Genomic DNA, 24,225 nt, shown 5'->3' on the forward strand with positions numbered 1-24,225 from the left:
ACGGTCTTCGCGGCGTGCGGTCACGCCTCATCGGCGGGTGTGCGAGCCCATCTGGTGAACACGAAGCCGTCGTCGTCGGTGATGATCGACACCGGCCGCATCTGCCGCGCGGCCACCGGATCGGCATGGCCGACGATTCGCCCGGCATCGCCGCCGACAAGGACGGGAGCGGTGGTGACGCACAGTTCGTCGAGGGCGTCCGCCTGCGCCAACGCGCCGAGCAACGACGGGCCGCCCTCGGTCAGTACATGGACCCAGCCGCGTTCGGCACAGACATCGAGGACGGCCTGCGGGTCGACGGTGTCGTCGCCGCAGTCGATCAGTGTGGCGCCCACGCCGGCCAGCGCGGAGCGACGGTCGGTGGGTGCCGACCGGCAGGTCAGGATCACGGTGTCCGGGTGTGCGACCGGCGCGAAGTCGTCGGGGACAGAGAGCGACCGCGACAGCAACGCGAGCGCGGGCGCGGGCATCTGATCGCGCGCAGCGCGGTCGGCGGCGAACTCGTCGTCCGCCGACGGCTGACCGTACCCCTCGGTGACCGCCGTGCTCGCGCCGACGAGAACGACGTCGGCGAGCCCTCGCAGCACGCGAAAGACCGCCTTGTCGCCCGGTCCACCCAGCCCGCCCGACCGTCCGTCCACGGTGACCGCGCCGTCGATGGAGGCGACCATGTTCGCCCGCACATAGGGCCGGGGCAGACAGGGCGGTGAGGAGGGGCGAGGCGGATACGCGTACTGCTCGGCGAGCCAATGCAGGGTGGTGGCCTGGTCGTCTGCGGGTGTGAGCTGGGTCGCTTTCTGTAGACCGAACATGACTCCATGATGGCCGAGGTCGTTAGGCTCCCCATATGACGGCACGACTCTGCGACCGCAATCCGACGGTCGCACCCGAGGCACTGATCGACGAGATGGTGCCCCCGTCGACGTTCGACTCGGTCAGCTTCGACTCCTACATCCCCGACCCGGCCGAGCCCTCGCAGGCCGAGGCGGTATCCAAGGGCCGCGACTTCGTGGCCCGGGCCGGCAAGGTTCGCGGCGGCAGAGGCGGCTTGTTCTCCCGCAAGAAGACCGGGCAGGGTGTCGGCCTCTACCTCGACGGTGGGTTCGGTGTCGGCAAGACCCACCTGCTGGCATCGATCTATCACTCGCTGCCCGAGCCGAAGGCCTTCGCCACCTTCGTCGAGGTGACTCATGTGGTGGGCGCGCTCGGATTCGTCAACGCCGTGGAACGGCTGTCGCAACACACCGTGCTGTGCATCGACGAATTCGAACTCGACGACCCGGGTGACACCATGCTGGTGTCGCGGCTGCTCACCGAACTGACGGCGAACGGGGTGTCCATCGCGGCGACCTCCAACACCTTGCCCGGGCAGCTCGGCGAGGGCCGGTTCGCCGCCCAGGACTTCCTGCGCGAGATCCGGAAACTGTCGTCGGTGTTCGAGACGATCCGCGTGGACGGGCCCGACTACCGGCACCGTGACCTGCCGCCGGCACCCGATCCGCGCTCGGACACCGAGCTCGAGGAGATCGCCGAATCGACCGACGGTGCCACCCTCGACGACTTCGACGAACTGTGTGATCACCTGAGCACCCTGCACCCGTCGAAGTACAAGGATCTCGTCAACGACGTCTCGCTGGTCTGCATCCGCAATGTGCACGCCGCCCGTGACCAGTCGGTGGCCCTGCGCATGGTGGTGCTCGCCGACCGGCTCTACGACGCCAACATCCCGGTCACCGTGTCCGGCAGCAAACTCGACGAGATCTTCACCGACGAGATGCTCAACGGCGGATACCGCAAGAAGTATCTGCGCGCGACGTCTCGGTTGCTGGCGTTGTCGCGGTTCGCCGAGAGTGCGGTCTGACGACACGCGTCGCAGATCTCACAGCTGGTGGACAAAGATGAAGTCATGTTCGACCGAGCCGTGGAGATCGAACGTCTTGACCCCGGCCCGAACAAACCCCATCTTCGTGTAAAAGCGTTGTGCGCGTACGTTTTCCTGGTTGACACCGAGCCACGCGAGCATGCTGCCGCGGCCCCGCGCGATCTCGAGTGCCGTGTGCATCAGGGCGTGTGACGGCGGTGTCTGCTGTCCGGAGGCGTGATGCTCCGGCGCCACATACATCTTCGAGATCTCGGTGACCGGTCGCTGGGTCACGACCGCGGCGACGTCGGGGTGCTCGGGGGCGGTGTGCACCGCCAGTGCGTACCCGACGATCCGGCCCCCGATGCCCGCCCGCGCCACCAGGACGTCGCTCTCGGTGCTCTCGATGTGGTGCGCAAACACCTCCGGTCGCAGGTTGTCGCGGATGTGCCCGGCGATGTCCTCGGGACGTGAATGCGGTGGGCAGGCGAGGGGGAACGTCGCCGCGGCGATTGCGGCGACGTCCGCGGCATGCGCCGCATCAGAGACGACCTCGACGAGCACGGGCTGGGGCACATGCGCAGCCTACGCCTCGGGTCAGCTGCCGCCGCGGCGCGTCACTCGCCGGCGAGATCGGCCGACAGATCGGCCACCGCAACGCCTTCGGGGATCTCGACCTCGCTGATGCGTTCGTCGACGTCGTCGAATTCCAACCGCAGTGCCTTCGACATCGTGGCGTGCATGTCATACATCGCGGTGATGTAGGTGAGCTCGAGGATCTGGTCGGCCGGCAGATGTTCGGTCAGCGCATCGAACACGCCGTCGGGAACTCGTCCGCCGTCGAGCACCAGGCCGTCGGTGTAGGCGAGGACCGCACGCTCCAGCGGCGTGAACAGGTCGCTCACCTGCCAGGCGGGTATCGCGGCGATCTTCGCCTCGGTCATCCCCAGCGAACGCATCTGTTTGCAGTGCTGGGAGAACACGAACTGGCTGCCGCGCGCGTATCCAGCGCGGGCCTGACCCAATTCCCGCAGCAGCGGATCGATCGTCGCATTGCGGTAGAGCGTGAAGCCGCGGACGGCATGGCGGAACACCTGCGGGGAGTTGGCGAAGACGGTCCACCAGTCGCCGTGGGTTGCATGGATCGTCCCGTGCTCGACAGCGGGGTCCTTGTCGGGGCCGAAGAGCCGATCGTAGAAGTACAGGATCTTCTCATCGGTGACGTCGGCGCGACGTACCTCGGGAAGGCGGGGCATGAATTCCTCTCGGTGGCATTCGGGTTGCTCAGGAGGTGGGCGGGCTCAGGAGGAGGTGGCCACGCGGCGGTCCGCTGCGGTCTTCGGCTCGTGGGCCACGTCTGCATCGGTGAACTCGCGTGTCCAGCAGGCGAACTCCAGCAACACCCCGTCGGGATCCTGGAAGTAGAACGATCGCACGAACGTTCCGGGGTGGACGTGCCGCGAGACCCCGCCGGGGCTGTCGTCGTGGTTGAGCACCGGGCTGACCGCGACGCCGGCATCCTCCAGTCGGCTTCGGTAGCTGTCGAACTGCTCTGGCGGCACCGCGAAGGCGACGTGATTCATCGATCCGATGGCGCTGGCCAGTTCGCCTTCGTCGGGGCGGCCCTTGGGGGCCGCGACCCCGGGGGCGGCGTCGGGGGAGTCGGCGAGCCAGAAGAAGGCGACCGTGTTGCCGCCGCCGCAGTCGAAGAAGAAGTGCTGTCCGAGACCGCCGGGGAGATCGAGGGTCTTCACCAGCGGCATGCCGAGGACACCGGAGTAGAAGTCGATGGTCCTGCGCATGTCGGCGCAGACGAGCGCGAGATGGTTGATGCCGCGGAGTTCGAAGATGGGGTTGCTGGGCATGTCGACCGTCCTTTCGCGAGCCAATCACCCCGCGCATGTGTCGGGGCAAACATGACTTGACTGTCATGTCAGCTTGGGGAAGAGTCTTGTGCGTGGCCCGGTCCGCTGTCAACAAGTCCGCCGGAAATGCTCCCGGCGTGCCGGCGCCGGTCGACTCCTTGTCGCCGCGGGGGATGGCCACGCGCGACGCGGTCCTCGACGCCGCGCAGCGGGTTTTCGAGCGCATCGGGTTCGTCGACGCGCGGGTGGAACTGATCGCCCGGGAGGCCGGCGTGTCCTACGGGACGTTCTATCGATACTTCGCATCGAAGGAAGACGTCTTCCGGGAGCTGAGCACGCGCCTGTTCACCGAAGTGCATCACCGGGAGCCGTCCGCACATGACATGACCCCGGCGCAACGCCTCATCGCCGCGAATCGTTCCTACTACCAGGCATATCGGCGTCACGCGCGCATGATGGCGATTGTGGAACAGGTCGCGACCTTCAACGAGGAGTTCCGCCAACTGCGTCACGAGCATCGTGCGTCGTTGATCGACAAGACGGCCGGGGCCATCGCGCACTGGCAGGAGCAGGGCCGGGTTCGTGCGTCGTTGGATCCGGTGATGGCGGCCCGGGCGATGGCGGCGATGGTCGATCACACGCTGTACCTCTGGCTCGTGCAGGGCGAGGATGCCGACGAGGATGCCCTGCTCGACACCCTCGATCTCATGTGCGTCGGCGCCCTGGGGCTGGAGATGCCCGAGCGTGCTAGCCAGACATTTCGTTGATCGTCAGCCGTCGGTCCCGGTGTGCTGCACCGCGCTCATCGGATGGCCAGCGGATTGATCGGCGACCCGACTCCGCGGGTGAACTTCAACGGAGGCCCGGCGAAGAAGAAGTCGTAGCGGCCGTCGTCCGCGCAGGCGGCGGCGAGTTCCTCGAAATCGAGCATCTCGGCCAGGGTGACGCCCATGTCGCGGATCAGCACCATGTGCAATTCGAAGACGGCGCCGGGGTTCTCGCCGGGGAGGACCTCGACGGCCCAGTTGTCGGACCCGACCACTGCGACGTCGCGGTCCCGCAACCAGCCGGCACTGCGTAGCGACAGGCCGGGTTCGCCGGCCATGAAACTCTGCGGATCGTGTTCGGCGAGGAACTTCGCCCGCCAGCCGGTCCGGAACAACAGGATGTCGCCTGGGCCCACGTCGACGCCCTGGGCTTGAGCGACGGCGTCGAGTTCGTCGGGGTCGATGGCCTCACCGGCGTCGAGCCAGTCGACCCCGCGATGGGCGGCGATGTCGAGTAGCACCCCGCGACCCGCAATTCCCTTGGCCTGTGTGTGGATTCCGCATTTGTCGGCACCCTTGATCGTCACGCCGTCGCCGGGATGCCCGTTGTAGAGCTGGCCGTCGTAGTGCACATGGGACAGCGAGTCGTACTGTGACCCGGCCTGGAGCGGCATGAACACGTAGTCGTCGGCCCATTTGAACCCTCCGGGCAGGACCTGTTCCTGGCCGTTCTCGGACATGAGCCGGATCGGGTTGATCCGGGTGCCACCGGGCTGCGGGCCGTCGGCGTCGAGGGGAATACCCAACTCGAAGACCTCGCCGGTACGGATGAGCCCGGCCGCTGCGGCCACTCGTTCGGGGGTGATCAGGTTCGTGGTGCCGCGTTCGTCGTCATCACCCCATCGTCCCCAATTGCGTACCTGTGCACCGAGTTCCCGCATGTCATTGGTGGATGTGGTCACACTGCCTCCCGCAGTTGTCGTCAACTTGACAGTCGTGTCAAGCTCGGTGCAAGTGTGACGTGGATTACTGATCGATGTCAACGGTGTGGGCAATCTCCGGATGCACCGGGCCATCGACGACGGAGCACACCCGAGTCAACGGTGGCGCGCGACGTACTCCACGATGTCGTCGATGGTCCGCAGGGCGGAGTAGTCGGATTCGGGGATGTCGACCCCGAGCGCTTTCTTGACGCCGATCAGGAAGTTCAGCCAGTCCATCGAATCCAGGTCGGCCTGGTCACGCAGTGCTTCGTCGGCGACGAGTTCCTCGTCCGATAGTTCCGGTGCCACCTCGTAGAGCGCGGCGAAGACCGTACTCCTGATCTCGTCGGTGGTCAGTGTCTTGTCGGAGTTCATGGTGTCCCTCAGAGTTTCTCGGGGCGCTGCAGCAGTTCTCGGATCGCGGTGAGAAACAATGCCCCCCGGCGTCCGTCGCTCACCCGATGGTCGGCGGCGAGACTGGCGACGACGACCGGCACCGGCCGGATGTCGTCGCCGACGACCCAGGGGCGTACGACCGGTGTGCCGAAACCGACCAGCGCCACCTGCGGTGGGTAGATCACCCCGAACACCGACTCGACACCCTTGTCGCCGAGATTGGTCACCGTCAGCGTCGGGTCCGACACCTCCGAACTGCGGAGCTTGCCGGCCCGTGTCCGTTTCACCAGGTCGGTCAGATCGGCCTGAATCCGGTCCAGCGATTTGTCGGGCACGTCGTGGATCGCGGGGGCGATCAGTCCGCCGCGGCGCAGCGAGACCGCCACGCCGACATGTACGGCCGATTGCTGATGGAACTCGTCGTCGATCCAGAACCCGTTCATCTCGGGGTATCGGCCGGCGGCCACGGCCACCGCCTTGAGCAGCAGCACGGCGGGCAGGATGCGCTCGGTGACCGAGCGTTGTGCGTTGCGTTCGGACAGCCACGCCTGCGCGGCGGCCAGCGGTATGGACTCCGACAGGTAGTAGTGCGGGATCTCGCGTTTGGACCGGCTCATCGCCGCCCCGATCGTCCGGCGCATCTCAGAGGCGCGGTCGGCCGCAGTTGTTTGTGCGGGGGTCGCCGACGGCGCGGGTGTCTGTGTGGTGGCCGCCGCGTCCGCGGCGCGGTCGATGTCGGCGAGGGTGATCGCGCCACCGGGCCCGGTGCCGGAGACCGGATCGAGGTCGATGCCGCGCTCGCGCGCCCGACGACGTGCCGCGGGGGAGATGCGGGTACGGGTGGTCGGTGCGGCGCCGGAATCGGCCGTCGGCGCCGGGGTCGGGGCAGTTGTGGTCGGCGCCGGCGCAGCGGTCGGTGCCGGTGCGGGCGGAGTTGGTGATGATGGTGGAGTCGGTGCGGGCGAGGTCGGTGCCGGCGTCTCGCCGGGTTCGAGGAACAACGCCATCACCGTGCCCACCGGGATGGTCTGGCCCACCTCGACGATGAGTTCGGCGACCGTGCCCTCGTGCCACGCTTCGACGTCGATGGCCGACTTGGTGGTCTCCACCTCGGCGACCACCTGGCCCTTCTCCACGGGGTCACCCGGCTTGATCATCCACTCGTTGAGTCGCGCCTCGTCCATGTCGGCGCCCAGCGACGGCAGCCTGAACTCGATCACCGGCGCCCACCTACTCCGCGCCGAGGACGGAATGCACTGCGGCCACGATCTTTTCGGGCTGGGGGACCGCGGCCTCCTCGAGATGCCGCGCGTAGGGAATGGGCACCTCCGCGCTGCACACCCGCGCGGGCGGCGCGTCGAGTTCGTAGAACGCCTCCTCGACGATGCGGGCCATCACCTCGCCGGCGAGGCTGCCGCTGCGCCAGCCCTCGTCCACCACGACCGCGCGGTGGGTCTTGGTCACCGACGACACGATCGTGGGCATGTCGAGGGGACGCAGCACGCGCAGGTCGATGACCTCGCAGCCGACCCCTTCCAGGGCGAGCATCTCCGCGGCGCGCAGCGTCTTGTGCAGCGACCCGCCGTAGGTGATCAGCGTGACGTCGCCGCCCTCCCGCCGGATCGCCGCCGAGGAGATGTCGACCTCGACCGGGCCCTCGAGGTCCTCGGCGTCGTTGTAGAGCGTGGCGTGCTCGAAGATGATGACCGGATCCGGATCGGCGAGCGCTGGCGCGAGCATGCCGCGGGCGTCTTCGACGGTGGCCGGCGCCAGCACCGTGATGCCGGGGATGTGGGCATACCAGTTCTCCAGGCTGTGCGAGTGCTGCGCCGCCAGTTGTCGGCCGGCGCCGGTGGCCATCCGGATCACGATGGGCACGGAGAACTGCCCGCCGGACATATGCCGCAGGGCCGCGGCGGTGTTCACCACCTGATCGAGTGAGAGCAGACTGAAGTTGACCGTCATCACCTCGACGATCGGGCGCATGCCGCCCAGCGCGGCGCCGATACCCACGCCGACAAAACCCAGTTCCGACAGCGGGGTGTCCCGGACACGTTCGGGTCCGAACTCCTCGAGCAACCCCTTGGACACGGCATAGGTGCCGCCGTAGCGGCCCACGTCCTCACCCATCAGGAACACCCGTTCGTCGGCGAGCATCGCCGCACGGATGGCATCGCGCAGCGCGCCGCGATAGGTCGTCTTCATCGGAGCTCCTCGACCGGGGTGGTGGCAGCCGGGGTGGTGACGTCGCGTTCGAGTTCCTCGACCGGCTCGAAACTGCCCTGCTCGGCGAAGGCGACCGCGGCGTCGACCTCGGCCTCGGCGCGTGCGTCGATCTCACCGGATTCGTCGTCGGTGAGCAGCCCCGCCTCACGGAGCCGGTCGGTGAACATCGTGATCGGATCGCGCTGCTTCCAGGCCTCCACCTCGGCCTTGTCGCGGTAGAGCTCCGGGTCGAACATCGAGTGCGCACGGAAACGGTAGGTGAGGAACTCGATGAAGTAGGGTCCGCCGGTGTCGCGGATGTGCTGCGCGCCGAGGCTGGCCGCCTCGTGGGTGGCGATCACGTCCATCCCGTCCACCTGCACCGTCGGTACCTTGTACGCGGCGGCCTTGGCTGCCAGGTCGGTCTGCGACTGCGCCCGTTCCAGCGCGGTGCCCATCGCGTAGCGGTTGTTCTCGCAGCAGAACAGGATCGGCAGATTCCACAGGGCCGCCATGTTCACCGATTCGTGGAAGGCACCCTCGGCGACCGCCCCGTCGCCGAAGAAACAGGCCGTCACCCGTCGTCGTCCCTGCATGGCGTCGGCCAATGCGATACCGACCGCCAGCGGCAGACCGCCGGCGACGATCGCGTTGCCGCCGTAGAAGCGGGAGTCGGCGTCGAACAGGTGCATCGATCCGCCCCGTCCGCGTGAGCAGCCCTCCTGTTTGCCGAACATCTCGGCCATGATGGACGTCATCGGCACCCCGCGGATCAGCGCGTGACCGTGCTCTCGGTAGGTGGCGACCACCGCGTCGTCGTCGGTGAGTGCCCCCAGCGCCCCCACGGCCACCGCCTCCTCACCGACGTAGAGGTGCAGGAACCCGCGGATCTTGGTGGCCCCGTACAGTTCTGCGGCGCGTTCCTCCATCCGGCGGATGCGCACCATGTCGCCGAGCAACTCCTGCAGGAACTCCCGGCGGTAGGGCAGGGTCGTCGTCGCGGTATTCATGAGCCCGACTCCAGCGTCGAGATGTCGCCCTCGGGCAGGCCGAGTTCGCGGGCCTTCAACAGCCGGCGCATGATCTTGCCGCTGCGGGTGTGCGGGAGGTGGGTGGCATGGTCGATCTCCTTCGGCGCCACCGCGGCGCCCAGCTTCTTGCGGGCATGTCCGAGCAGTTCGCGGCGTAGCTTGTCGTCGAACTCGTAACCGCGGCGCAGCGTGACGAAGGCCTTCACCACCTCGCCGACGATCGGATCGGGTGTGCCGATCACGGCCGCCTCGGCGACGGCGGGATGCTCCATCAGCACGTTCTCCACCTCGAACGGCCCGATCAGATGGCCCGCGGACTTGATCACGTCGTCGGCCCGTCCGACGAACCAGAAGTAGCCGTCCTCGTCACGTTTGGCCAGATCACCCGACAGGTAGAGATCGTCGACGAAGCACTTGTGGTAGCGCTCCTCGTTGTTCAGATAGGCGCGGAACATCGACGGCCAGCCGACCCGCAGCGCGAGTTCGCCCTCGTCGTCGGGGGTGTCGATCACGGTCACGCTGTGGTCGGGGTTGTGCCGCACGAGGACGGCGTCGATGCCGGGCAGCGGCCGGCCCATCGAGCCGGGCTTGATGTCGAAGGCGGGCGTGTTGGCGATCATGATGCCGCCGGTCTCGGTCTGCCACCAGTTGTCGTGGATGGGCAGACCCAGCACGTCGCGTCCCCACAGCACCGCCTCCGGGTTCAACGGCTCGCCGACGCTGGCGATGAACCGTAGGTGCGGACGCGGGAACTTGTGTGCCAGTTCGCTTCCGGCTTTCATCAGCATGCGGATCGCGGTGGGCGCGGTGTACCACACCGAGACGTCTTGCTGCTCGAGAATCCGGTACCACCGTTCCGCATCGAAGTCGGCCGGATCGATGATCGAGGTGACCCCGTGCAGCAGGGGAGCGATGATCCCGTAGGACGTGCCGGTGACCCAGCCGGGGTCGGCCGTGCACCAGAACGTGTCGTCGGGGTGCAGATCGAGGGCGTACAGACCGGTCGTGTAGTGCGTGGTGACCGCACCGTGCACGTGGACGGCACCCTTCGGGGTTCCCGTCGTCCCGCTCGTGAAGTGCAGCAGCGCCGGGTCGTCGGCGGTGGTCTCGGTGATCTCGGCGTCGTCGGAGGCGTCTGCCATCAGGGCGCGGAGGTCCTCGGTGCCCGGAATGTCGGTGGGCGCACCGGATTCGTCGACGAGCAGAACGTGGCGCAGGGTCGGCATCTCCGCGCGCATCTTGGCGATCTTGCGTCGGTACAGCGACTTGGTGGTCAGTAGCACCGACCCGCCGCCGAGCTGTACGCGCATCGCGATCGGTTCGGGGCCGAACGCCGAGAACAGCGGCGAGACGACGGTGCCGTTGCGCAACGCCCCCAGCACGCCGGCATACAGTTCCGGGATACGCGGCGAGACGACGAACATGGTGTCGCCCTTGCCGATTCCCAGCCGGCGCAGCACGTTGGTGAACCGTCGTGCCAAGGTCGCGAGTTCGTCGTAGGAGACGTCGCGGGCGGTGATGTTGCCGTCGGGACCGGTGTCGCCGAGGAAGCGCAGGGCGGTGGTGGTGCCCGTGGGGCCGCCGACATGGCGGTCCACCGCGGAGTAGGCGATGTTGCAGCCTCCGCCGGGCATCAGCAATCCATCGGCGGCACGCGCCCAACTGAAGTCTCTGCGGGACGCGTCGTAGTCGGCGAGATTCGGTGGTATCCGTAGGTCGTCGTCGGTCTTGTGGATGACCTCCATGATGTGGACGCTACCGCGCAGCGTCGCCACCGAGCAGGGCCTTTCGGCCCCGGTTCGGATGCCCATGGCCGTTTCGTCCAGGCCGGGTCAGTACCCCAGATCGCGCCGGTTGAGTCCGACGAAGCCGGCCACGAGCAGGACCGCGGCGATGACGAGCAGCGTGATGATCGCGGTCGCGGTGACCGGCTCCAGCGGTGCCTGCGGGAGGTGGGTGAACGGCGAGGCATCACGGGTCCAGTCCGGCAGTCGGAACGAGTCTGCGAACATCACGATCACCGCGCAATAGCCGAACACCACCCACCCGAGGATCGTCGCGAGCCGCGGCACCCAACCGATGGCGAGTACCGCGACCGCGATGATCAGCCAGACCGCAGGCACATACACCAGCGAGTAGGCGATCAGCCGGATCGACTGGGACAGTTCGGAGATGCTGATGCCGTAGGCGAGACCATCGCCGAAGGCGCCTGCCACCAGAACCGCTGCGCTTCCGCCGAGTGCCATGGTGACGTGCCCGCCCAGCCAGGCCCGGCGACTGTTGCCGGCGGCCAGTAGCGATTCGAGCCGCACAGCGGTTTCCTCCCGTCGCGCCCGCAGCGCACTGTTGACTCCGTAGGCGGCCGCCAACAACGCCGCGATCTGGAGGGTGAGCGCCAGGTAGGCGTCCACCGCGTCGGCGGCCCCGCCGGGCAGGTAGTCGGCGATCTGTGGGTTGTCGGCGATGAAGTCGGCGATGCTCTCGGCGAACGAACCGTAGGCCGCGGACAGTATGAACACTCCGGCTGCCCAGGCTGCCATCGATCCCCGGTGCAGGCGCCAGGCCAGTCCCACCGATGAACTCAGCAACGGCGACGCGGTTGCCCGGCCGGCGCGGTACCCCAGGAGGCCGGCCCCGAAGTCGCGGTGCTCCAACACGACGGCCGCGGCGAGGAGGGACAGGGCCCCGGCAGCGAGTGGAAGCACCAACGGCCACCAGCGGTCGTCGACGTAGGGGAGCGTCCGTTGTCCCCAGCCGATCGGCGAGAGCCACGACAGTGTGCCGTCGCCGACGTCGCCGGCCGCACGCAACACGTAGGCGATGCCGATCGCCGCCGTCACCGCGCCGTAGACGCTGCGCGGGTTCTCAAAGACCTGCGCAGCCAGCGCGGTGAATCCGGCGAAGGCGAAACCCACACCGGCCAGCGCCGCGCCCAGCAGCACAGATCCGGCGAACGGCAGGCCGCTCACCACGGCGGTGAGGAACACCGCTGCGCCCGCCGCCACGTCGGCCAGGGTCGCGAGCATGATGGCGGCGACGACCGGTGCCCGACGCCCGACACGCGCGGAGCGGATCAATTCGGCGCGGCCGTTCTCCTCGTCGGATCGGGTGCGTCGCGCAACGAGGAACATGTTCATGAGTGCGAGCACGATCGCCGCGTACCCGAAGATCTCGAAGACCACTTCACCGCCGACGGTGGCGAGCAGTTCCTGCGGGCCGCTGAGTGCCACGAGCGCCGGACTGCCGCCGACCGTTTCACGCAGCGCCGCGAGTTGTTCCGGCGTGCTGTACAGATTCTGGCTGCCCCAGGCCTGAAATCCGACCAGGGCGGCGGTACCCACGATCCATGCCACCAGACCGACGCGCTCGCGGCGCAGTCCGAACCGCAGCAGCGTCCCGGAACCGGCGATGCCGACACCGTGCCGGTCCGCCACGTCGACCGTGTCGGTTGTGCTCGCCGCGTGTGTCGCGTTCATCGCGCCGTGCTCGTTTCACCGAGGTCGCCGGATGCATTCGCGGCAGAACCGGCACCGGAACCGGCACCGGAACCGTCGTAGTGATGCAAGAAGATGTCCTCCAACGTCGGCGGCGCACTCGTGAGGCTCCGTACGCCCAGTGCCGCGAGCGCGCGCATGACCTCGTCGAGTTCGCCGGCGTCGACCTCGAACCTGACCTGATTGCCGTCGCGAGTCGCATTGTGGACACCCGGCATCTGGATCAGGTCATCGGGTGATTGTCGTGTTTCCGCGGTCACGGCGAGCCGGCCGAGATGACGGAGTTCGGCCAGGGTGCCGCTGTCGACGGTGCTGCCCAGTCGGATCAGGCTGACGCGGTCGCACAAGGCTTCGACCTGGGCGAGGATGTGGCTCGACAGCAACACCGTCCGTCCGCGGCGTCGCTCGTCGGCGATGCAGTCCTGGAACTCTGCCTCCATCAGCGGGTCGAGTCCGGCGGTCGGCTCATCGAGGAGTAGGAGTTCGGCGTCTGATGCCAGGGCGGCGATCAGGGCGACCTTCTGCCGGTTGCCCTTCGAGTAGGTGCGTGCCTTCTTTCGCGGGTCGAGGTCGAAGCGTTCGAGCAGTTCGTCGCGGCGCTGCTGGTTCGCATCGCCGCGCAGGCGTCCCATCAGGTCGATCACCTCGCCGCCGGTGATGCCGGGCCAGAGGTTGACCTCGCCCGGCACGTAGGCGAGTCGGCCGTGCAGGGTGACCGCGTCGCGCCACGGGTCCTCACCGAGCACCCGGACATCTCCGGAATCCGCACGCAGCAGACCGAGCAGGACGCGGATGGTGGTGGTCTTTCCCGAACCGTTCGGGCCGAGGAAGCCGTGCACCTCGCCCTGCCGCACGCTGAGGTCCAGACTGTCGAGCGCGGTGACGTGCCCGAAGCGTTTGGTCAACCCTGATATCGATATCGCGTCCATGCCGTCGTTGCCTCCATCTGTCCGGCCGATCACGACCGAGGTTCGGTGACGTCGAGATGCTCGTGGAAGAACGATTCGATACGGGCGCGCGCATCGACCGCGGACGGATCGTGGTATCCGGCGCGGGCGAATCGCGCGGGCAGCGCAGCCCACCAGGGCATCTCGCCGGATGGGTGGTCGTTGAGGAATGAGTGCCCGGCGTCGGGGTATACGCGGATGTCGTACGAGATGTCATTCGCGTCGAGGGCGTGTTCGAGCCGTTGCGGTGCGTCACCCACCGACCGATCCAGTCCGCCATACCCGGCGACCACCGGGCAGGCGTCGGCGAGCAGTCCGTCGGCATCGTCGGGGACCGCGCCGTAGTTGACCGAGGCCGCCTGGTAGTTGCCACCGGCCGCCAGCAGCACTGCGAACCCACCGCCGAGGCAGAACCCGATGACCCCGATTCGGCCGGTACATTCCGGTCGCGCGACCAGCCACGTCCGCGCGGATTCGATCTCGTCGAAGGGGCGTCCGCGGCCCGCGGCCAGCGCTCGCATCGCGGCGACGACACAGCGCGGCCGCCATCCCCAGTGGAGTAGGTCCGGAGCCAGTGACACGAATCCGGCACCGGCCAACCAGTCGGCCTGGCGATGCAGATCGGTCGTCATCCCGAGTGCATCGTGGATGATCACCACGCCCGGTCGGCTGTCACCGCCATCGGGAACCGCCAGGTAGGCGGGCAGCGACGCGTCGGCGCGAGGTATCTCGACCTCGGGCATCACACCTCCTTGCGCCGAACTCCCGTCCGCATCTGTCGGTGACGACAGCGAGCCGGATTCGGTTGGTCTCCTGCTTGTGCACCATCGCGATACACCAAGCATGCGCCCGCCTGCGTCAAGGCGCGTCCGAAACGCGGCTAGAGAGGACTTTGGTCAACATCTCATCGCCGTCGGGACACCGCGCCGACCCGGAGGTCGGTCTCACCCGAACCGCAGGACACCACCCGGTCCGAGCGTGCGGACGTCGTCGCGGCATTGGACGGTGATCGGCTCGACCGTGCGCCGCTCCGAGGAGATGCGGACTCCGCTACCGCTGATGCGCAGTTGCAGCCGGTGCCCGCGATAGAAGATCCGGAACGACAACGTGCCCAGCGAGGTGGGCCAGGCGGGGTTGAGGATCAACCGGTCGGCGCGCATCTCGAGTCCGGTGAAGCAGCGCTGCAACAGGTCGATGCTGCCGGCCATCGCGGCCAGATGAATACCCTCCGAGGTGGTGCCGCCCTGGATGTCGGCGACGTCGGAGAGGAGCACGCGCTCGAAGAAGTCCACCGCGCGGGCGCGCTGTGATCGGGCGAGCACCCACGCGTGCACCACCGAACTCAACGTCGAGCCGTGCGACGTGCGGGCCATGTAGTAGTCGATGGTGTGCGGGATCGCCTCGGCGGCAAACTCGTAGCCGAGGTGTCCGAGCAGGTCTCGTAGTTCGTCGGCCGACATCAGATAGAACAGCATCAGCACGTCGGCCTGCTTGGATGCGCGGTATGCGCTCACGTCGTCGCCCTCGGCCTCCAGGATCCGGTCGAGTCGCTGGATATTGCCGTAGCGCGCTCGGTAGGCGTCCCAATCGAGTTCGGCGAGTTTCTCGTAGCCCTCGAACTGGCTGATCGTGCCGTCGTGGAACGGGACGAACATGCGACACGACAGTTCCCGCCAATGCTCGAGTTCCGGTTCGCGCAAACCGATCTCGTCGAGCAGGTTGACGCGATCACGCTGCGGGATCGTCCGTAGCGCGTCCAGCGCCCGACGAATCACCCAGACCACCATGACGTTGGTGAACGCGTTGTTGTCGATCCCGTCGTAGGGTGCGCCGGGGTAGCCGGCGTGGAATTCGTCGGGCCCGATCACCCCGCGGATCACGTAGCGGTCGTGCGCTGGGTCATACGTCGCCAGACTCGTCCAGAACCGCGCGATCTCGACCAGCAGTTCGGTACCGGACTCCACCAGGAACTCGAGGTCGCTGGTGACCTGGAAGTACTGCCACACGTTGTAGGCGACGGCGAGACCGATGTGATGCTGTCGGGCGCTCGGGTCCGGATTCCAGTGGCCCGACCGCGGATTGAGGTGCAGCTTCTGGCTCTCCTCGCGGCCGTCGCTGCCGGACTGCCACGGGAACATCGCGCCCCGGTAGCCGGCCTCGACGGCGAGTCGGCGTGCCTCGGGCAGCCTCCGGTAGCGATAGCGTAACAACGCCTTGGTGAGTGCCGGCAACCGCGGATTCAGCACCGGTAGGACGAACAGTTCGTCCCAGAAGATGTGCCCGCGATAGGCCTCGCCGTGCAGCCCGCGGGCCGGCACACCGACGTCGAGTTCGGCGGTGTGGTCGGAGACCACCACCAGCAGATGCAGCAGGTGCACCCGGATGACGCGCTGCGCCTCGGCGTGGCCGTCGACGTCGATGCAGAACAGATCCCATAGCTTCACGAATGCGCGCGCATGATCGGCGAAGAGCTCGCGAAACCGCCCGGTGCGCGACAACAATCGGGATGCGGCCTCACCCGGCTCGGCGATGCCGTGATCACGGGCGGTGTAGAACGTCACGACCTTCTCGACGGTGACGCTCTGGCCGGCGGTCACGTCGATCGCCAGCAGGTGGCCGATTCGGCCTGCCTCGTCGATGAGGTCGGAGCGGGCCGGCAGCCGCTCGTCGCCGCGCCACAGCGTGGTCCGGGCCGCCATCGCGACTCCGATGCGCGACTGATTGGTCTGCACCCGCAGCAGGACCGAATCCGGTGAGAGTACCGAGATCTCGTGTGCGGTGAGGTGATCGCCGGCCAGCTCCCGGTAGCGTTCGACCAGGCTGTTGCGGACGTTGCCGTCGATGCTCGAGCGGAACTCGATCGTCCCCGACCAGTCCACGGCAACAATTGTGGTCTCCAGCGCACACACATGGGGCTGGGCCATGGACACGAACCGGCGCTGACGCAACGTCGACGTATGGTCCTGCGCGTCGCGGAAGGTGATGGTGCGGGTCAGCACCGCGCGACGCAGATCCAGTGACTGCTGGTAGGACAACAGCTCGACGTCGTCGATGTCGAACCATGGTCCGCCGTCGATCCGGAATGTGAGCGGTAGCCAGTTGGGCAGGTTGACCATGCTCTCGTTGTCGATGTCGGCGTCGCCGATCCGGTCGATCAACCGGTTGAAGACCCCGGCAGCGTAGGTGCCCGGGTAGTGCACCTGTCCCGCGTCGCTTTCCGGGGCGCAGCCCCGGGTGGCCAGGTAGCCGTTGCCGACCGTGCAGAGTGCCTCGCGCAGTTTCTCCTCGTGCGGGTCGTAGGCGTCGTAGGTCAGTGACCACGCGCTGCTGGGTTCGCGCGACTCCTCGAGGAGGTCGGCGATGCGACCGAGCAGGCGCGGCACGGCGTCGGGGGAGTCGACGGCGAATTGCGCGGCCGAGCGGCGGTCGGCATTCTCGGTGGCCCGCACCACGATCCCGAGTCCTGTGGTCGCCACCTGATCGAATGCGTCCTCGTCGGTGAGGTCGTCGCCGAAATAGATCGGGACCGAGTCGGCGGGCACGTGCATCCGGTCGAGAATCCAGCGCAGGGCCTGGCCCTTGTCCCAGTCCACGTCCGGGCGCAGTTCGATGACCATGCGGCCGTGCATGATGCGCAGGCCCTGTTGTGTGCCCGCCCGGTGGGCTGCCGAGGTGATCTCGTCCACCCGGCCCGGATCGGCGTTGCGATAGTGGACGGCCAGACTGAACTGCTTGTGCTCCAACAGGAGTCCGGGGATCGCGCCGAGCCGCCCGCGCAGCTCGGTGGCTGCTGCGTCGACCTGGGCCGTCGATCCCTGCGCCACATCGTTGATGTGGTGTTCGCCGGCCGGTCCGACGAGTTCCACCCCGTGACTGCCGGCGTACCAGATCCCGGACAGACCGACGCGGTCACGGACGTCGGGTACGTCGCGGCCGCTGATGACCGCGACCGGGCAGAGGCCGGCCAGCCGCGTCAGGACGTCTGCCGCGCCGTCGACCAGGGTTGCGGCGGCCGGATCACCGACGATGTTCGACAAGGTGCCGTCGAAGTCGAAGAACAACGCCGGCGTACGGGTCGCCGCGATGGCATGGAGATGATCGAGGTAGGTCCGGGCATCGGGTTTCGTCGAGATGTGCGCACCGCCGAGTCGCACCCGGATCTCGACGAGGTCGCCGACCACGGCATCCGCGCCGCGGCTACGCAGCGTGGCCGCATGCGCACTGTCCTCGACCCCGATCACCTGCGCAAACCCGCCCCTGCGCGCCGCCTCGACACCCACGTCGGCGGCCTCGATCACCACGCACCGGCTCGGTCTCGTGCCGAGTCGGGTGGCGCATTCGAGCAGGGGGGCCGGATCGGGTGTGCCCTGCAGCCCGAGTTCCTCGGCCACCACACCGTCGATCCGCGCGGCGAACAGATCCCCGACTCCAGCGGCATCGAGCACATGTGCGCAGTGTCGGCTCGACGACACGACCCCGCAGGTGATGCCGAAGGCGCGCAGTCGGTGGATGAGCGCGATAGCGGACTCGATCGGCCGCACCCCGTCCCGCTCGAGCAACTCGCGGAACCGTTGTGCCTTGCGGTTGGCAAGGCCCCATACGGAATCGGTCGCGGGCGGATCGTCGCGGTGGCCGCGTTCGATGGTGATGCCGCGGTAGCCGAGGAAGTCGGTCACCCCGGCATCCACCGGCTTGCCGTCGACGAGGGTGCGGTAATCGTCGTCGGTGAAGGAACCACAGTCGGCGCCGGCACGATCGGCGTGACGGAGCAGTAAGTCGTCGAACACCTCCTGCCACGCGGCCGCATGTACGGCGGCGGTGTCGGCGACGACGCCGTCGAGGTCGAGGATCACGGCATCGTGGAGGCGGGCATCGATGATGACAGTTCGGCGGGTGGTGTGCTCGACCGGCGCCGCTTCCTCGGACATGGTCATGCCACCAGCATCACCCGCGCTGACCGGTGTGACAACGGAATCGCGACTTCGGGGACTTTGGTAACAGGATGCGCGGCCGCTCGGTCCCAATGCAGCCGGGTCCGTGCTGTCGGTTCGGCCTACCTCTGGCGCGTCTCGTCATCGTCGGTCATCGTCTACGTTGTGAACCGAGCCCAGAATCGCCCGACCGGCGACGCCGACACGTGGCCCGCGGGGGAAACGGACGGTCAGATCTGCGCGGGGTTCAGTGCTCCGCTCGGTGCCACCGTGCGCGACGATGGGGTCAACTTCAGCGTGTTCGCCAAGGACGCGACCGAACTCGACATCCTGCTGTTCGACGACGAGCAGTCGACCGCACCCACGAGAGTGATCCGGCTCGATCCCTACCGGCACCGGACCTACCACTACTGGCATGCCTTCGTGCCCGGCATCGGGCCGGGTCAGGTCTACGCCTACCGGGCACACGGGCCCGTGGCGCCCGAGCGGGGGGTGTGGTTCGATCGCGACAAGGTGCTGCTCGATCCTTACGGTAAAGCCGTCGTCGTGCCCACGACCTACGATCGCCGCTGCGCCGCGCTTCCCGGCGACAACGTCGCCACCGCGATGCGAAGCGTGGTCGTCGATCCGGAGGCCTACGACTGGGAAGGCGACACACCGCTACGACGGCCGGCAGCCGAGACGGTCATCTACGAGATGCACGTACGCGGCTTCACCCGCAATCCGAACTCCGGAGTCGCCGAGGTCAAGCGCGGAACCTACGCGGGACTCATCGACAAGATCCCGTACCTGTGCGACCTCGGCATCAACGCGGTCGAGTTGTTGCCGGTGTTCCAGTTCGACCCGCAGGGCGCCCCCGATGAACTGGTGAACCACTGGGGATACCAACCGGTGTCGTTCTTCGCGCCGCACCACGCCTACGCGTCGGCCCCAGGGGCGCTGGCCGTGCTCGACGAGTTCCGCGACATGGTCAAGGCGCTGCATCGCGCAGACATCGAAGTCATCCTCGACGTCGTCTTCAACCACACCGCCGAAGGTCGACCCGACGAACCGACGTTCTGCTACCGCGGCCTGGCCAACGACTTCTACTACCTCCTGGAACCAGACAAGTCCCGCTATGCCGACTTCAGCGGCTGTGGCAACGCACTCAATGCCAATCAGCCGATCGTGCGGCGGCTGATCCTGGACAGTCTGCGCTACTGGGTGTCGGAGATGCACGTCGACGGGTTCCGCTTCGACCTGGCCTCGATCTTGGCGCGCGACGAGACGGGGCGTCCTCGGTCGAGTCCACCGGTGCTGTGGGACATCGAGAGTGATCCCGTCCTCGCGGGTACGAAGCTGATCGCCGAGGCCTGGGATGCCGCCGGGCTCTATCAGGTGGGAACTTTCGTCGGCGACGCGTGGCTGGAATGGAACGGCCGATTCCGGGACGACGTGCGGCGCTTCATCAAGGGCGAACGCGGAGCCGTGAAAGGGCTGGCCGCACGTTTGGTGGGCAGCCCGGACATCTACGGTCAGCAGAACCGGGAGGCCGAGCAGAGCGTCAATTTCGTGACGTCACACGACGGCTTCACGCTCAACGACCTGGTCTCCTACAACGAGAAGCACAACGACGCCAACGGCGAGAACAACCGCGACGGAGCCGACGACAACCACAGTTGGAACTGCGGGATCGAGGGTCCCACCACCGATCCGGAGGTTGAGGCGTTGCGCACCCGACAGATCAAGAATCTGTTGACACTGAATCTGCTTGCGGCCGGCATGCCGATGCTGGTCATGGGTGATGAGGTCCGCCGAACGCAGCGAGGCAACAACAATGCGTACTGCCAGGACAACATGATCAGCTGGTTCGACTGGGACCTCGTCGAACGCCATGCCGACATTCACCGCTTCGCCGCTCGACTCATCAGGTATCACACGTACCCGATGGGCGACGGGCTCCCACTCGTGTTGAACGAACTGCTCGAACGCGCCGAGATCGAGTGGCATGGGGTGTGGCTGTATCGCCCGGACTGGTCGGACGACTCCCATTCCCTGGCCATCTCGCTGCGGAGCCTGCGTGCCGAGGTGTGCCTGCACGGGATGGTGAACGCGTACTGGGAACCGCTGAGCTTCGAGATTCCGTCGACGCTGTCGTCGACGGGGGAATCGTCGCCCTGGCGGCGCTGGGTCGACACGGCTCTGCCGTCGCCCGATGACGTGGGGCCCTGGCATACCGCGCCGCCGGTGGACGGGTCCGAGTACACCGTGCAACCCCGGTCGGTGGTGGTGCTGATCCGAGACGGCTCTCCAGGAATCGCCCACGCGCGCCGATAGCCGGTGCTTCGGTGCATCGGCGTCACCGCTGCCGGCCCGCCGGCCGGGTCTGCACCATCGGGCAACTCGTCGTCACCACGGTGCATCGTCGGGCACGAGGGCAGTCGCGGTGAACCCTCGGGCCATCAACCAGATGGCCATGAAGACCTCGTTGCCGATCATCAGCACCAACGTCGCGTCCAACCACGGACTGCCGTAGTCGAACCACGACAGCACCGTGGTGAGCACGAGGAAGCCGACTGCCACGAAGCCCCAGATGGCGATGAACCGCGGGACCAGCGCGGTCTGGTACAGCAAGTAGTACAGGAAAGCCGCGCCGATGATGAAGCAGTAGATGTGGACGTGCTCGTACAGGTCGCTGCGGACGCCGGTTTGCCCGGCCAGGAAGAGCGTCCCCGCCGCGATCATGATCGCGCCCTCGAGGACCCTGGCCCCAAGATAGATGCCCGATGCGATCGGCGACGACGGCCGGAACATCGGATACAACAGGACCGCGATCCCGATGACCGACAATCCGCTGACCGCGTCGACGAGAAAGACCACCGCGGCCGAGTCGGTCGCCTCGGCGATGAGCATGAGATACGCGGTGAGGATGAACACTCCCGCGAGCGTCGCCCTCGTCCTGGACGAGAGGCCGGCCGTCACTCGGGTTATCGCGGTTCTTCCGCTCATACCTCTGTGCTACCCGGCGCGTCGGCGTGTCGGGCAGTGCCAAAGGTCATCGAGTCGCCGACCTCGCCGCGACTGTCGGGGCGAGCTTCGCGTCTGATAGCGCAGAAACAGGTAGACCCCGGCAAGAAACCGGGGTCTACCTGTACAAACGCTGGTGCGCGATACTGGGATTGAACCAGTGACCTCTTCCGTGTCAGGGAAGCGCTCTCCCACTGAGCTAATCGCGCGGGATATGCAATTGGTGTGGAGGTGGCGACGGGAATCGAACCCGTGTACACGGCTTTGCAGGCCGTTGCCTCACCACTCGGCCACACCACCAGATGCGAGAGGACTCGCCTCGAGCGGATGACGGGATTCGAACCCGCGACCCTCACCTTGGCAAGGTGATGCGCTACCAGCTGCGCTACATCCGCGTGGTCGGGAGCGATCTTGTGGATCTTTTGTTGCTCTCGACGCGATGCAGAACATTATCTGACGTACTCGCGCTTCGCCAAATCGCCTGGTCACAGGCATTGAGGTGAAGAATCCGCGCCGCAGGGGTGAACGGCGTGCGGTATGCGGCGCGCCGGATGAGGCGATTTGGGATGCGCGTGGTCAGCGTGTAATCTTCTGCCTCGTGCACAGGCGCCGACGGCGTCTCGCGCGGTCCCGTGGCTCAGTGGAAGAGCGTCCCGTTCACACCGGGAAGGTCGCTGGTTCGATCCCAGCCGGGACCACAACGATAAGCTCGCTGGTGACGGCATGGTCTCGGTGAGCATGCGCTGAACTCTCAATTCGTCCAGGTCGACCGTCTGGCTCAGCCCGTCGGGAACGGCTGTGCCCTGTGCGTGCTCATCTACGACCCGGTTTCGAATGGCGGAGCGATCTCCCTGGCGAATTTTGGGGCGGCCGCGCTTCCACGCACCGCGGCCGCCACGACGTGGCGATCGTTCGGATCAGGTAACCCTCGGATGCCATCCTCCAGGGGCTCCCAGCCCTCGATGAGCGCGTCCTCGAACGCGTCGTTCATTGTGCACACCCTATTGATCGGCACCAGTACACACGCGTCGAGTACGCGGAATCCCGTCACTGCGCTTTGCGCTCCCCGGCAATCTCCTTGCGGGCGGCGCGAATCGCGTCCTGATAGTCCTCGGCGGGAACGTCGTAGAGACCCGTCTCCTCGGCGTCCTCCACGAGCGATTGGAGCGCGGCGCGATGCTCAGCGGATCGCTTGGACTGGTAGTCGATGAGGTCTCCCAGCACGAGTCTGCGGTGACGGCTGCCGTCCACCATCTCGCAGGGAATCTTCTTCTGCTCGATCAACTTGATCAGCGTCGGCCGGCTGATCCCCAGGTAGTCGGCGGCAGCCTGGGTGGTCAGCTTCTGGTCGATCGGGGCGACGGTGACCGCGCGGTGGTGCTTCATCGCGTCGACGATCTGAGTCAGCGTCTCGTAGACCTCCAAGGGAAGCGGGATCTGCTCGCCGTCCGGGCCGAGCAGCATCGCCGGTTCGGTGTGGTGTTCAAGGAACTTGGACAAATCTAAGAGGGCGTCGAAGTCTGATGGTGACGGTGGCAGAAAGGTGCGTGATCGGGTATGAACCGTGCCACCGGCGATTGCTGGGGCGCATGTTACGCGCGGACAAGCGGCGGTGGCACCTCACTCTCGACGCGGACTTACCGGCCGAATCTCACTCGATCGGCGCCACACTCTCGATCAACGAAGATCCGTGATGATCCGGCATTACCCTCGCAGGGTGACCCTTGCGCCGAATCTGACCCCGATAGCCTCCCTCGTCGGCACCTGGACCGGTACCGGCAGCGGTGAGTATCCGACGATCGACCCGTTCGACTACACCGAGACGATCACCTTCGAGGACATCGGTAAACCGTTTCTGGCCTACCAGCAGCGCACTCGCTCGCCTGAGGGCGTACCGATGCACACCGAAACCGGATTCCTCCGGTTGCCGGCCGAGGGTGTCGCGGAATTCACCATCGCGCAGCCGACCGGACACACCGAACTGTGCGCAGGTGTCCTGGAGATCGTCGACGGCGTCATCGAACTCAGGATGTCGGGTGTCGTGGCAGGAACGGCCACGGCCAAGTCGGTGGAGGCCACCGAGCGTCGATACCGCCTGGACGGAGACAACCTGCGCACCGACTTCGCGATGGCGGCGGTCGGTGTGCCGATGACCCATCACCTCACCTCGGAGCTGGGCCGCGCCTGATCCCGGACCGGTGAGATCGGCGACCGGCCACCGAGTCAACGACCGGGCGACTCCAGCCCATAGGCACGGATCTGGGAAATCACCCAGCGTCCGTCGCGCCGCACGAGTACGTCGATGAAGCCGTGGACGACGACTGCTGCCTCGCCGCCGAGCGAGGGCGCCACCCCGGTCACGCGCGCCCGGCCGTCGACAACCGCGACGTCGTCGGTGACGAATTCGACACGGTCGATGGTGCTTTCGTGTAGCGACCCGGCGGCCTCACCGTCGAGTAGTCGGCCCAACACCGTCCGAATCTCACGGTGTCCGCGGGCCGCCTCACCACGCGGGCTCACCAGTACGGCGGCAGGGTGGAGACACGCGAGGATGCCGTCCAGGTCACCCTCGCTGCCAGGCCTCGTCGTAGCGTTGCTCGACGTCACGCACGGCAGCGGTCGGGTCGGTCATCGCGCCTCCGTTCACCCCTGGAGCGGGATCGTTGCCTATCTCGGAATCCCTTGTGCGGCACCACTCACAGTCGAGTCAGCCTTCGCTGTTCCGGCGTCTCCCGTCGG

Annotated in this window: 22 protein-coding genes and 4 tRNA genes; 5 read left to right on the forward strand and 21 right to left on the reverse strand. The window is 67.0% G+C overall.

Annotation, left to right across the window (positions count from 1 at the left end):
- Nucleotides 1-20: 20 nt before the first annotated feature.
- Nucleotides 21-812, reverse strand: coding sequence for a dihydrofolate reductase family protein (locus NWF22_RS21410; RefSeq protein WP_160902481.1), 792 nt, complete (start codon nucleotides 810-812; stop codon nucleotides 21-23).
- 35 nt (nucleotides 813-847) lie between these two features.
- Between NWF22_RS21410 and zapE the strand changes: the two genes are divergently transcribed.
- Nucleotides 848-1,861: a cell division protein ZapE gene (zapE, locus tag NWF22_RS21415; RefSeq protein WP_160902480.1), complete on the forward strand. Its 1,014-nt coding sequence runs from the start codon at nucleotides 848-850 to the stop codon at nucleotides 1,859-1,861.
- A gap of 18 nt (nucleotides 1,862-1,879) precedes the next feature.
- Here the strand turns inward: zapE and NWF22_RS21420 are convergent, their stop codons facing one another.
- The 3 genes from NWF22_RS21420 to NWF22_RS21430 are packed head-to-tail and all read right to left on the reverse strand — an operon-like array spanning nucleotide 1,880 to nucleotide 3,726.
- Complete coding sequence (locus NWF22_RS21420; protein WP_258321235.1) at nucleotides 1,880-2,437, reverse strand: GNAT family N-acetyltransferase; 558 nt, start codon at nucleotides 2,435-2,437, stop codon at nucleotides 1,880-1,882.
- Nucleotides 2,438-2,478: 41 nt separating this feature from the next.
- Entirely contained in the window at nucleotides 2,479-3,117 is a 639-nt protein-coding gene (locus tag NWF22_RS21425; protein WP_160902479.1) for a carboxymuconolactone decarboxylase family protein, read from the reverse strand.
- A gap of 45 nt (nucleotides 3,118-3,162) precedes the next feature.
- Nucleotides 3,163-3,726 (reverse strand): VOC family protein, encoded by a 564-nt coding sequence (locus tag NWF22_RS21430; protein WP_160902478.1) that lies wholly within the window; start codon nucleotides 3,724-3,726, stop codon nucleotides 3,163-3,165.
- Between the two features lie 92 nt (nucleotides 3,727-3,818).
- Between NWF22_RS21430 and NWF22_RS21435 the strand changes: the two genes are divergently transcribed.
- Nucleotides 3,819-4,493, forward strand: a complete 675-nt coding sequence (locus NWF22_RS21435; protein WP_258321236.1) for a TetR/AcrR family transcriptional regulator — start codon at nucleotides 3,819-3,821, stop codon at nucleotides 4,491-4,493.
- Between the two features lie 35 nt (nucleotides 4,494-4,528).
- Here NWF22_RS21435 and NWF22_RS21440 read toward each other — a convergent pair whose 3' ends face one another.
- The 10 genes from NWF22_RS21440 to otsB form a co-directional block, all read right to left on the reverse strand.
- Nucleotides 4,529-5,434, reverse strand: a complete 906-nt coding sequence (locus NWF22_RS21440; RefSeq protein WP_202398684.1) for a cyclase family protein — start codon at nucleotides 5,432-5,434, stop codon at nucleotides 4,529-4,531.
- A gap of 156 nt (nucleotides 5,435-5,590) precedes the next feature.
- The gene (locus NWF22_RS21445) at nucleotides 5,591-5,851 is read right to left on the reverse strand and encodes an acyl carrier protein (RefSeq protein WP_160902475.1); all 261 of its coding nucleotides are present in this window, start codon (nucleotides 5,849-5,851) and stop codon (nucleotides 5,591-5,593) included.
- Between the two features lie 8 nt (nucleotides 5,852-5,859).
- Complete coding sequence (locus tag NWF22_RS21450) at nucleotides 5,860-7,092, reverse strand: dihydrolipoamide acetyltransferase family protein (RefSeq protein WP_160902474.1); 1,233 nt, start codon at nucleotides 7,090-7,092, stop codon at nucleotides 5,860-5,862.
- A 10-nt stretch (nucleotides 7,093-7,102) separates the two neighbouring features.
- Entirely contained in the window at nucleotides 7,103-8,077 is a 975-nt protein-coding gene (locus NWF22_RS21455) for an alpha-ketoacid dehydrogenase subunit beta (protein WP_160902473.1), read from the reverse strand.
- On the reverse strand, nucleotides 8,074-9,087 hold the full coding sequence (pdhA, locus tag NWF22_RS21460; protein ID WP_160902472.1) for a pyruvate dehydrogenase (acetyl-transferring) E1 component subunit alpha: 1,014 nt from the start codon (nucleotides 9,085-9,087) through the stop codon (nucleotides 8,074-8,076). The genes NWF22_RS21455 and pdhA overlap by 4 nt, the downstream gene beginning before the upstream one ends.
- A complete protein-coding gene (acsA, locus tag NWF22_RS21465; protein WP_160902471.1) occupies nucleotides 9,084-10,853 on the reverse strand; it encodes an acetate--CoA ligase in 1,770 nt (589 codons plus the stop codon). The genes pdhA and acsA overlap by 4 nt, the downstream gene beginning before the upstream one ends.
- A gap of 87 nt (nucleotides 10,854-10,940) precedes the next feature.
- Nucleotides 10,941-12,584, reverse strand: coding sequence for an ABC transporter permease (locus NWF22_RS21470; RefSeq protein ID WP_233751166.1), 1,644 nt, complete (start codon nucleotides 12,582-12,584; stop codon nucleotides 10,941-10,943).
- A complete protein-coding gene (locus NWF22_RS21475; RefSeq protein WP_160902470.1) occupies nucleotides 12,581-13,531 on the reverse strand; it encodes an ABC transporter ATP-binding protein in 951 nt (316 codons plus the stop codon). Before NWF22_RS21475 ends, NWF22_RS21470 begins: the two co-directional genes overlap by 4 nt.
- A gap of 29 nt (nucleotides 13,532-13,560) precedes the next feature.
- Nucleotides 13,561-14,292, reverse strand: a complete 732-nt coding sequence (locus tag NWF22_RS21480) for a dienelactone hydrolase family protein (RefSeq protein ID WP_160902469.1) — start codon at nucleotides 14,290-14,292, stop codon at nucleotides 13,561-13,563.
- 201 nt (nucleotides 14,293-14,493) lie between these two features.
- Complete coding sequence (otsB, locus tag NWF22_RS21485; RefSeq protein WP_160902468.1) at nucleotides 14,494-18,483, reverse strand: trehalose-phosphatase; 3,990 nt, start codon at nucleotides 18,481-18,483, stop codon at nucleotides 14,494-14,496.
- Nucleotides 18,484-18,645: 162 nt separating this feature from the next.
- Here otsB and glgX point away from each other — a divergent pair, with 162 nt between their 5' ends.
- Complete coding sequence (gene glgX, locus NWF22_RS21490) at nucleotides 18,646-20,796, forward strand: glycogen debranching protein GlgX (protein WP_258321237.1); 2,151 nt, start codon at nucleotides 18,646-18,648, stop codon at nucleotides 20,794-20,796.
- Nucleotides 20,797-20,868: 72 nt separating this feature from the next.
- On the opposite strand, the gene NWF22_RS21495 is transcribed toward glgX, so the two are convergent.
- From NWF22_RS21495 to NWF22_RS21510, 4 genes are all read right to left on the reverse strand, one after another.
- The gene (locus tag NWF22_RS21495) at nucleotides 20,869-21,396 is read right to left on the reverse strand and encodes a DUF4386 family protein (RefSeq protein WP_160902467.1); all 528 of its coding nucleotides are present in this window, start codon (nucleotides 21,394-21,396) and stop codon (nucleotides 20,869-20,871) included.
- Nucleotides 21,397-21,620: 224 nt separating this feature from the next.
- Nucleotides 21,621-21,695 (reverse strand) — tRNA-Val (locus NWF22_RS21500).
- 17 nt (nucleotides 21,696-21,712) lie between these two features.
- Nucleotides 21,713-21,786: transfer RNA gene (locus tag NWF22_RS21505), tRNA-Cys, on the reverse strand.
- Nucleotides 21,787-21,808: 22 nt separating this feature from the next.
- Nucleotides 21,809-21,881: transfer RNA gene (locus NWF22_RS21510), tRNA-Gly, on the reverse strand.
- 231 nt (nucleotides 21,882-22,112) lie between these two features.
- Between NWF22_RS21510 and NWF22_RS21515 the strand changes: the two genes are divergently transcribed.
- Nucleotides 22,113-22,184: transfer RNA gene (locus tag NWF22_RS21515), tRNA-Val, on the forward strand.
- A 119-nt stretch (nucleotides 22,185-22,303) separates the two neighbouring features.
- Here NWF22_RS21515 and NWF22_RS21520 read toward each other — a convergent pair.
- A complete protein-coding gene (locus NWF22_RS21520) occupies nucleotides 22,304-22,477 on the reverse strand; it encodes a hypothetical protein (RefSeq protein WP_202398599.1) in 174 nt (57 codons plus the stop codon).
- 56 nt (nucleotides 22,478-22,533) lie between these two features.
- Nucleotides 22,534-22,950 carry a helix-turn-helix domain-containing protein gene (locus NWF22_RS21525; protein ID WP_202398598.1) on the reverse strand — a complete coding sequence of 139 codons (417 nt, stop codon included), beginning with the start codon at nucleotides 22,948-22,950 and terminating at the stop codon, nucleotides 22,534-22,536.
- A 229-nt stretch (nucleotides 22,951-23,179) separates the two neighbouring features.
- On the opposite strand from NWF22_RS21525, the gene NWF22_RS21530 reads away from it, so the two are divergent.
- Entirely contained in the window at nucleotides 23,180-23,674 is a 495-nt protein-coding gene (locus NWF22_RS21530; RefSeq protein ID WP_160902466.1) for a heme-binding beta-barrel domain-containing protein, read from the forward strand.
- Nucleotides 23,675-23,709: 35 nt separating this feature from the next.
- Here NWF22_RS21530 and NWF22_RS21535 read toward each other — a convergent pair whose 3' ends face one another.
- Nucleotides 23,710-24,006: a nuclear transport factor 2 family protein gene (locus NWF22_RS21535; protein ID WP_258321238.1), complete on the reverse strand. Its 297-nt coding sequence runs from the start codon at nucleotides 24,004-24,006 to the stop codon at nucleotides 23,710-23,712.
- Nucleotides 24,007-24,225 lie beyond the last annotated feature (219 nt).

The organism is Gordonia mangrovi (assembly GCF_024734075.1).
Classification (GTDB): Bacteria; Actinomycetota; Actinomycetes; order Mycobacteriales; family Mycobacteriaceae; genus Gordonia; species Gordonia mangrovi.

Bases quoted from the DNA above. Each gene is read 5' to 3' on its own strand.
- NWF22_RS21470 (WP_233751166.1), bottom strand. From the start codon at position 12,584: ATGAACGCGACACACGCGGCGAGCACAACCGACACGGTCGACGTGGCG.
- NWF22_RS21440 (WP_202398684.1), bottom strand. From the start codon at position 5,434: ATGCGGGAACTCGGTGCACAGGTACGCAATTGGGGACGATGGGGTGAT.
- pdhA (WP_160902472.1), bottom strand. From the start codon at position 9,087: ATGAATACCGCGACGACGACCCTGCCCTACCGCCGGGAGTTCCTGCAG.
- NWF22_RS21530 (WP_160902466.1), top strand. From the start codon at position 23,180: ATGATCCGGCATTACCCTCGCAGGGTGACCCTTGCGCCGAATCTGACC.
- NWF22_RS21425 (WP_160902479.1), bottom strand. From the start codon at position 3,117: ATGCCCCGCCTTCCCGAGGTACGTCGCGCCGACGTCACCGATGAGAAG.
- NWF22_RS21455 (WP_160902473.1), bottom strand. From the start codon at position 8,077: ATGAAGACGACCTATCGCGGCGCGCTGCGCGATGCCATCCGTGCGGCG.
- NWF22_RS21410 (WP_160902481.1), bottom strand. From the start codon at position 812: ATGTTCGGTCTACAGAAAGCGACCCAGCTCACACCCGCAGACGACCAG.
- acsA (WP_160902471.1), bottom strand. From the start codon at position 10,853: ATGGAGGTCATCCACAAGACCGACGACGACCTACGGATACCACCGAAT.
- otsB (WP_160902468.1), bottom strand. From the start codon at position 18,483: ATGACCATGTCCGAGGAAGCGGCGCCGGTCGAGCACACCACCCGCCGA.
- NWF22_RS21525 (WP_202398598.1), bottom strand. From the start codon at position 22,950: ATGCTGCTCGGCCCGGACGGCGAGCAGATCCCGCTTCCCTTGGAGGTC.
- zapE (WP_160902480.1), top strand. From the start codon at position 848: ATGACGGCACGACTCTGCGACCGCAATCCGACGGTCGCACCCGAGGCA.
- NWF22_RS21430 (WP_160902478.1), bottom strand. From the start codon at position 3,726: ATGCCCAGCAACCCCATCTTCGAACTCCGCGGCATCAACCATCTCGCG.
- NWF22_RS21520 (WP_202398599.1), bottom strand. From the start codon at position 22,477: ATGAACGACGCGTTCGAGGACGCGCTCATCGAGGGCTGGGAGCCCCTG.
- NWF22_RS21445 (WP_160902475.1), bottom strand. From the start codon at position 5,851: ATGAACTCCGACAAGACACTGACCACCGACGAGATCAGGAGTACGGTC.
- NWF22_RS21480 (WP_160902469.1), bottom strand. From the start codon at position 14,292: ATGCCCGAGGTCGAGATACCTCGCGCCGACGCGTCGCTGCCCGCCTAC.
- NWF22_RS21475 (WP_160902470.1), bottom strand. From the start codon at position 13,531: ATGGACGCGATATCGATATCAGGGTTGACCAAACGCTTCGGGCACGTC.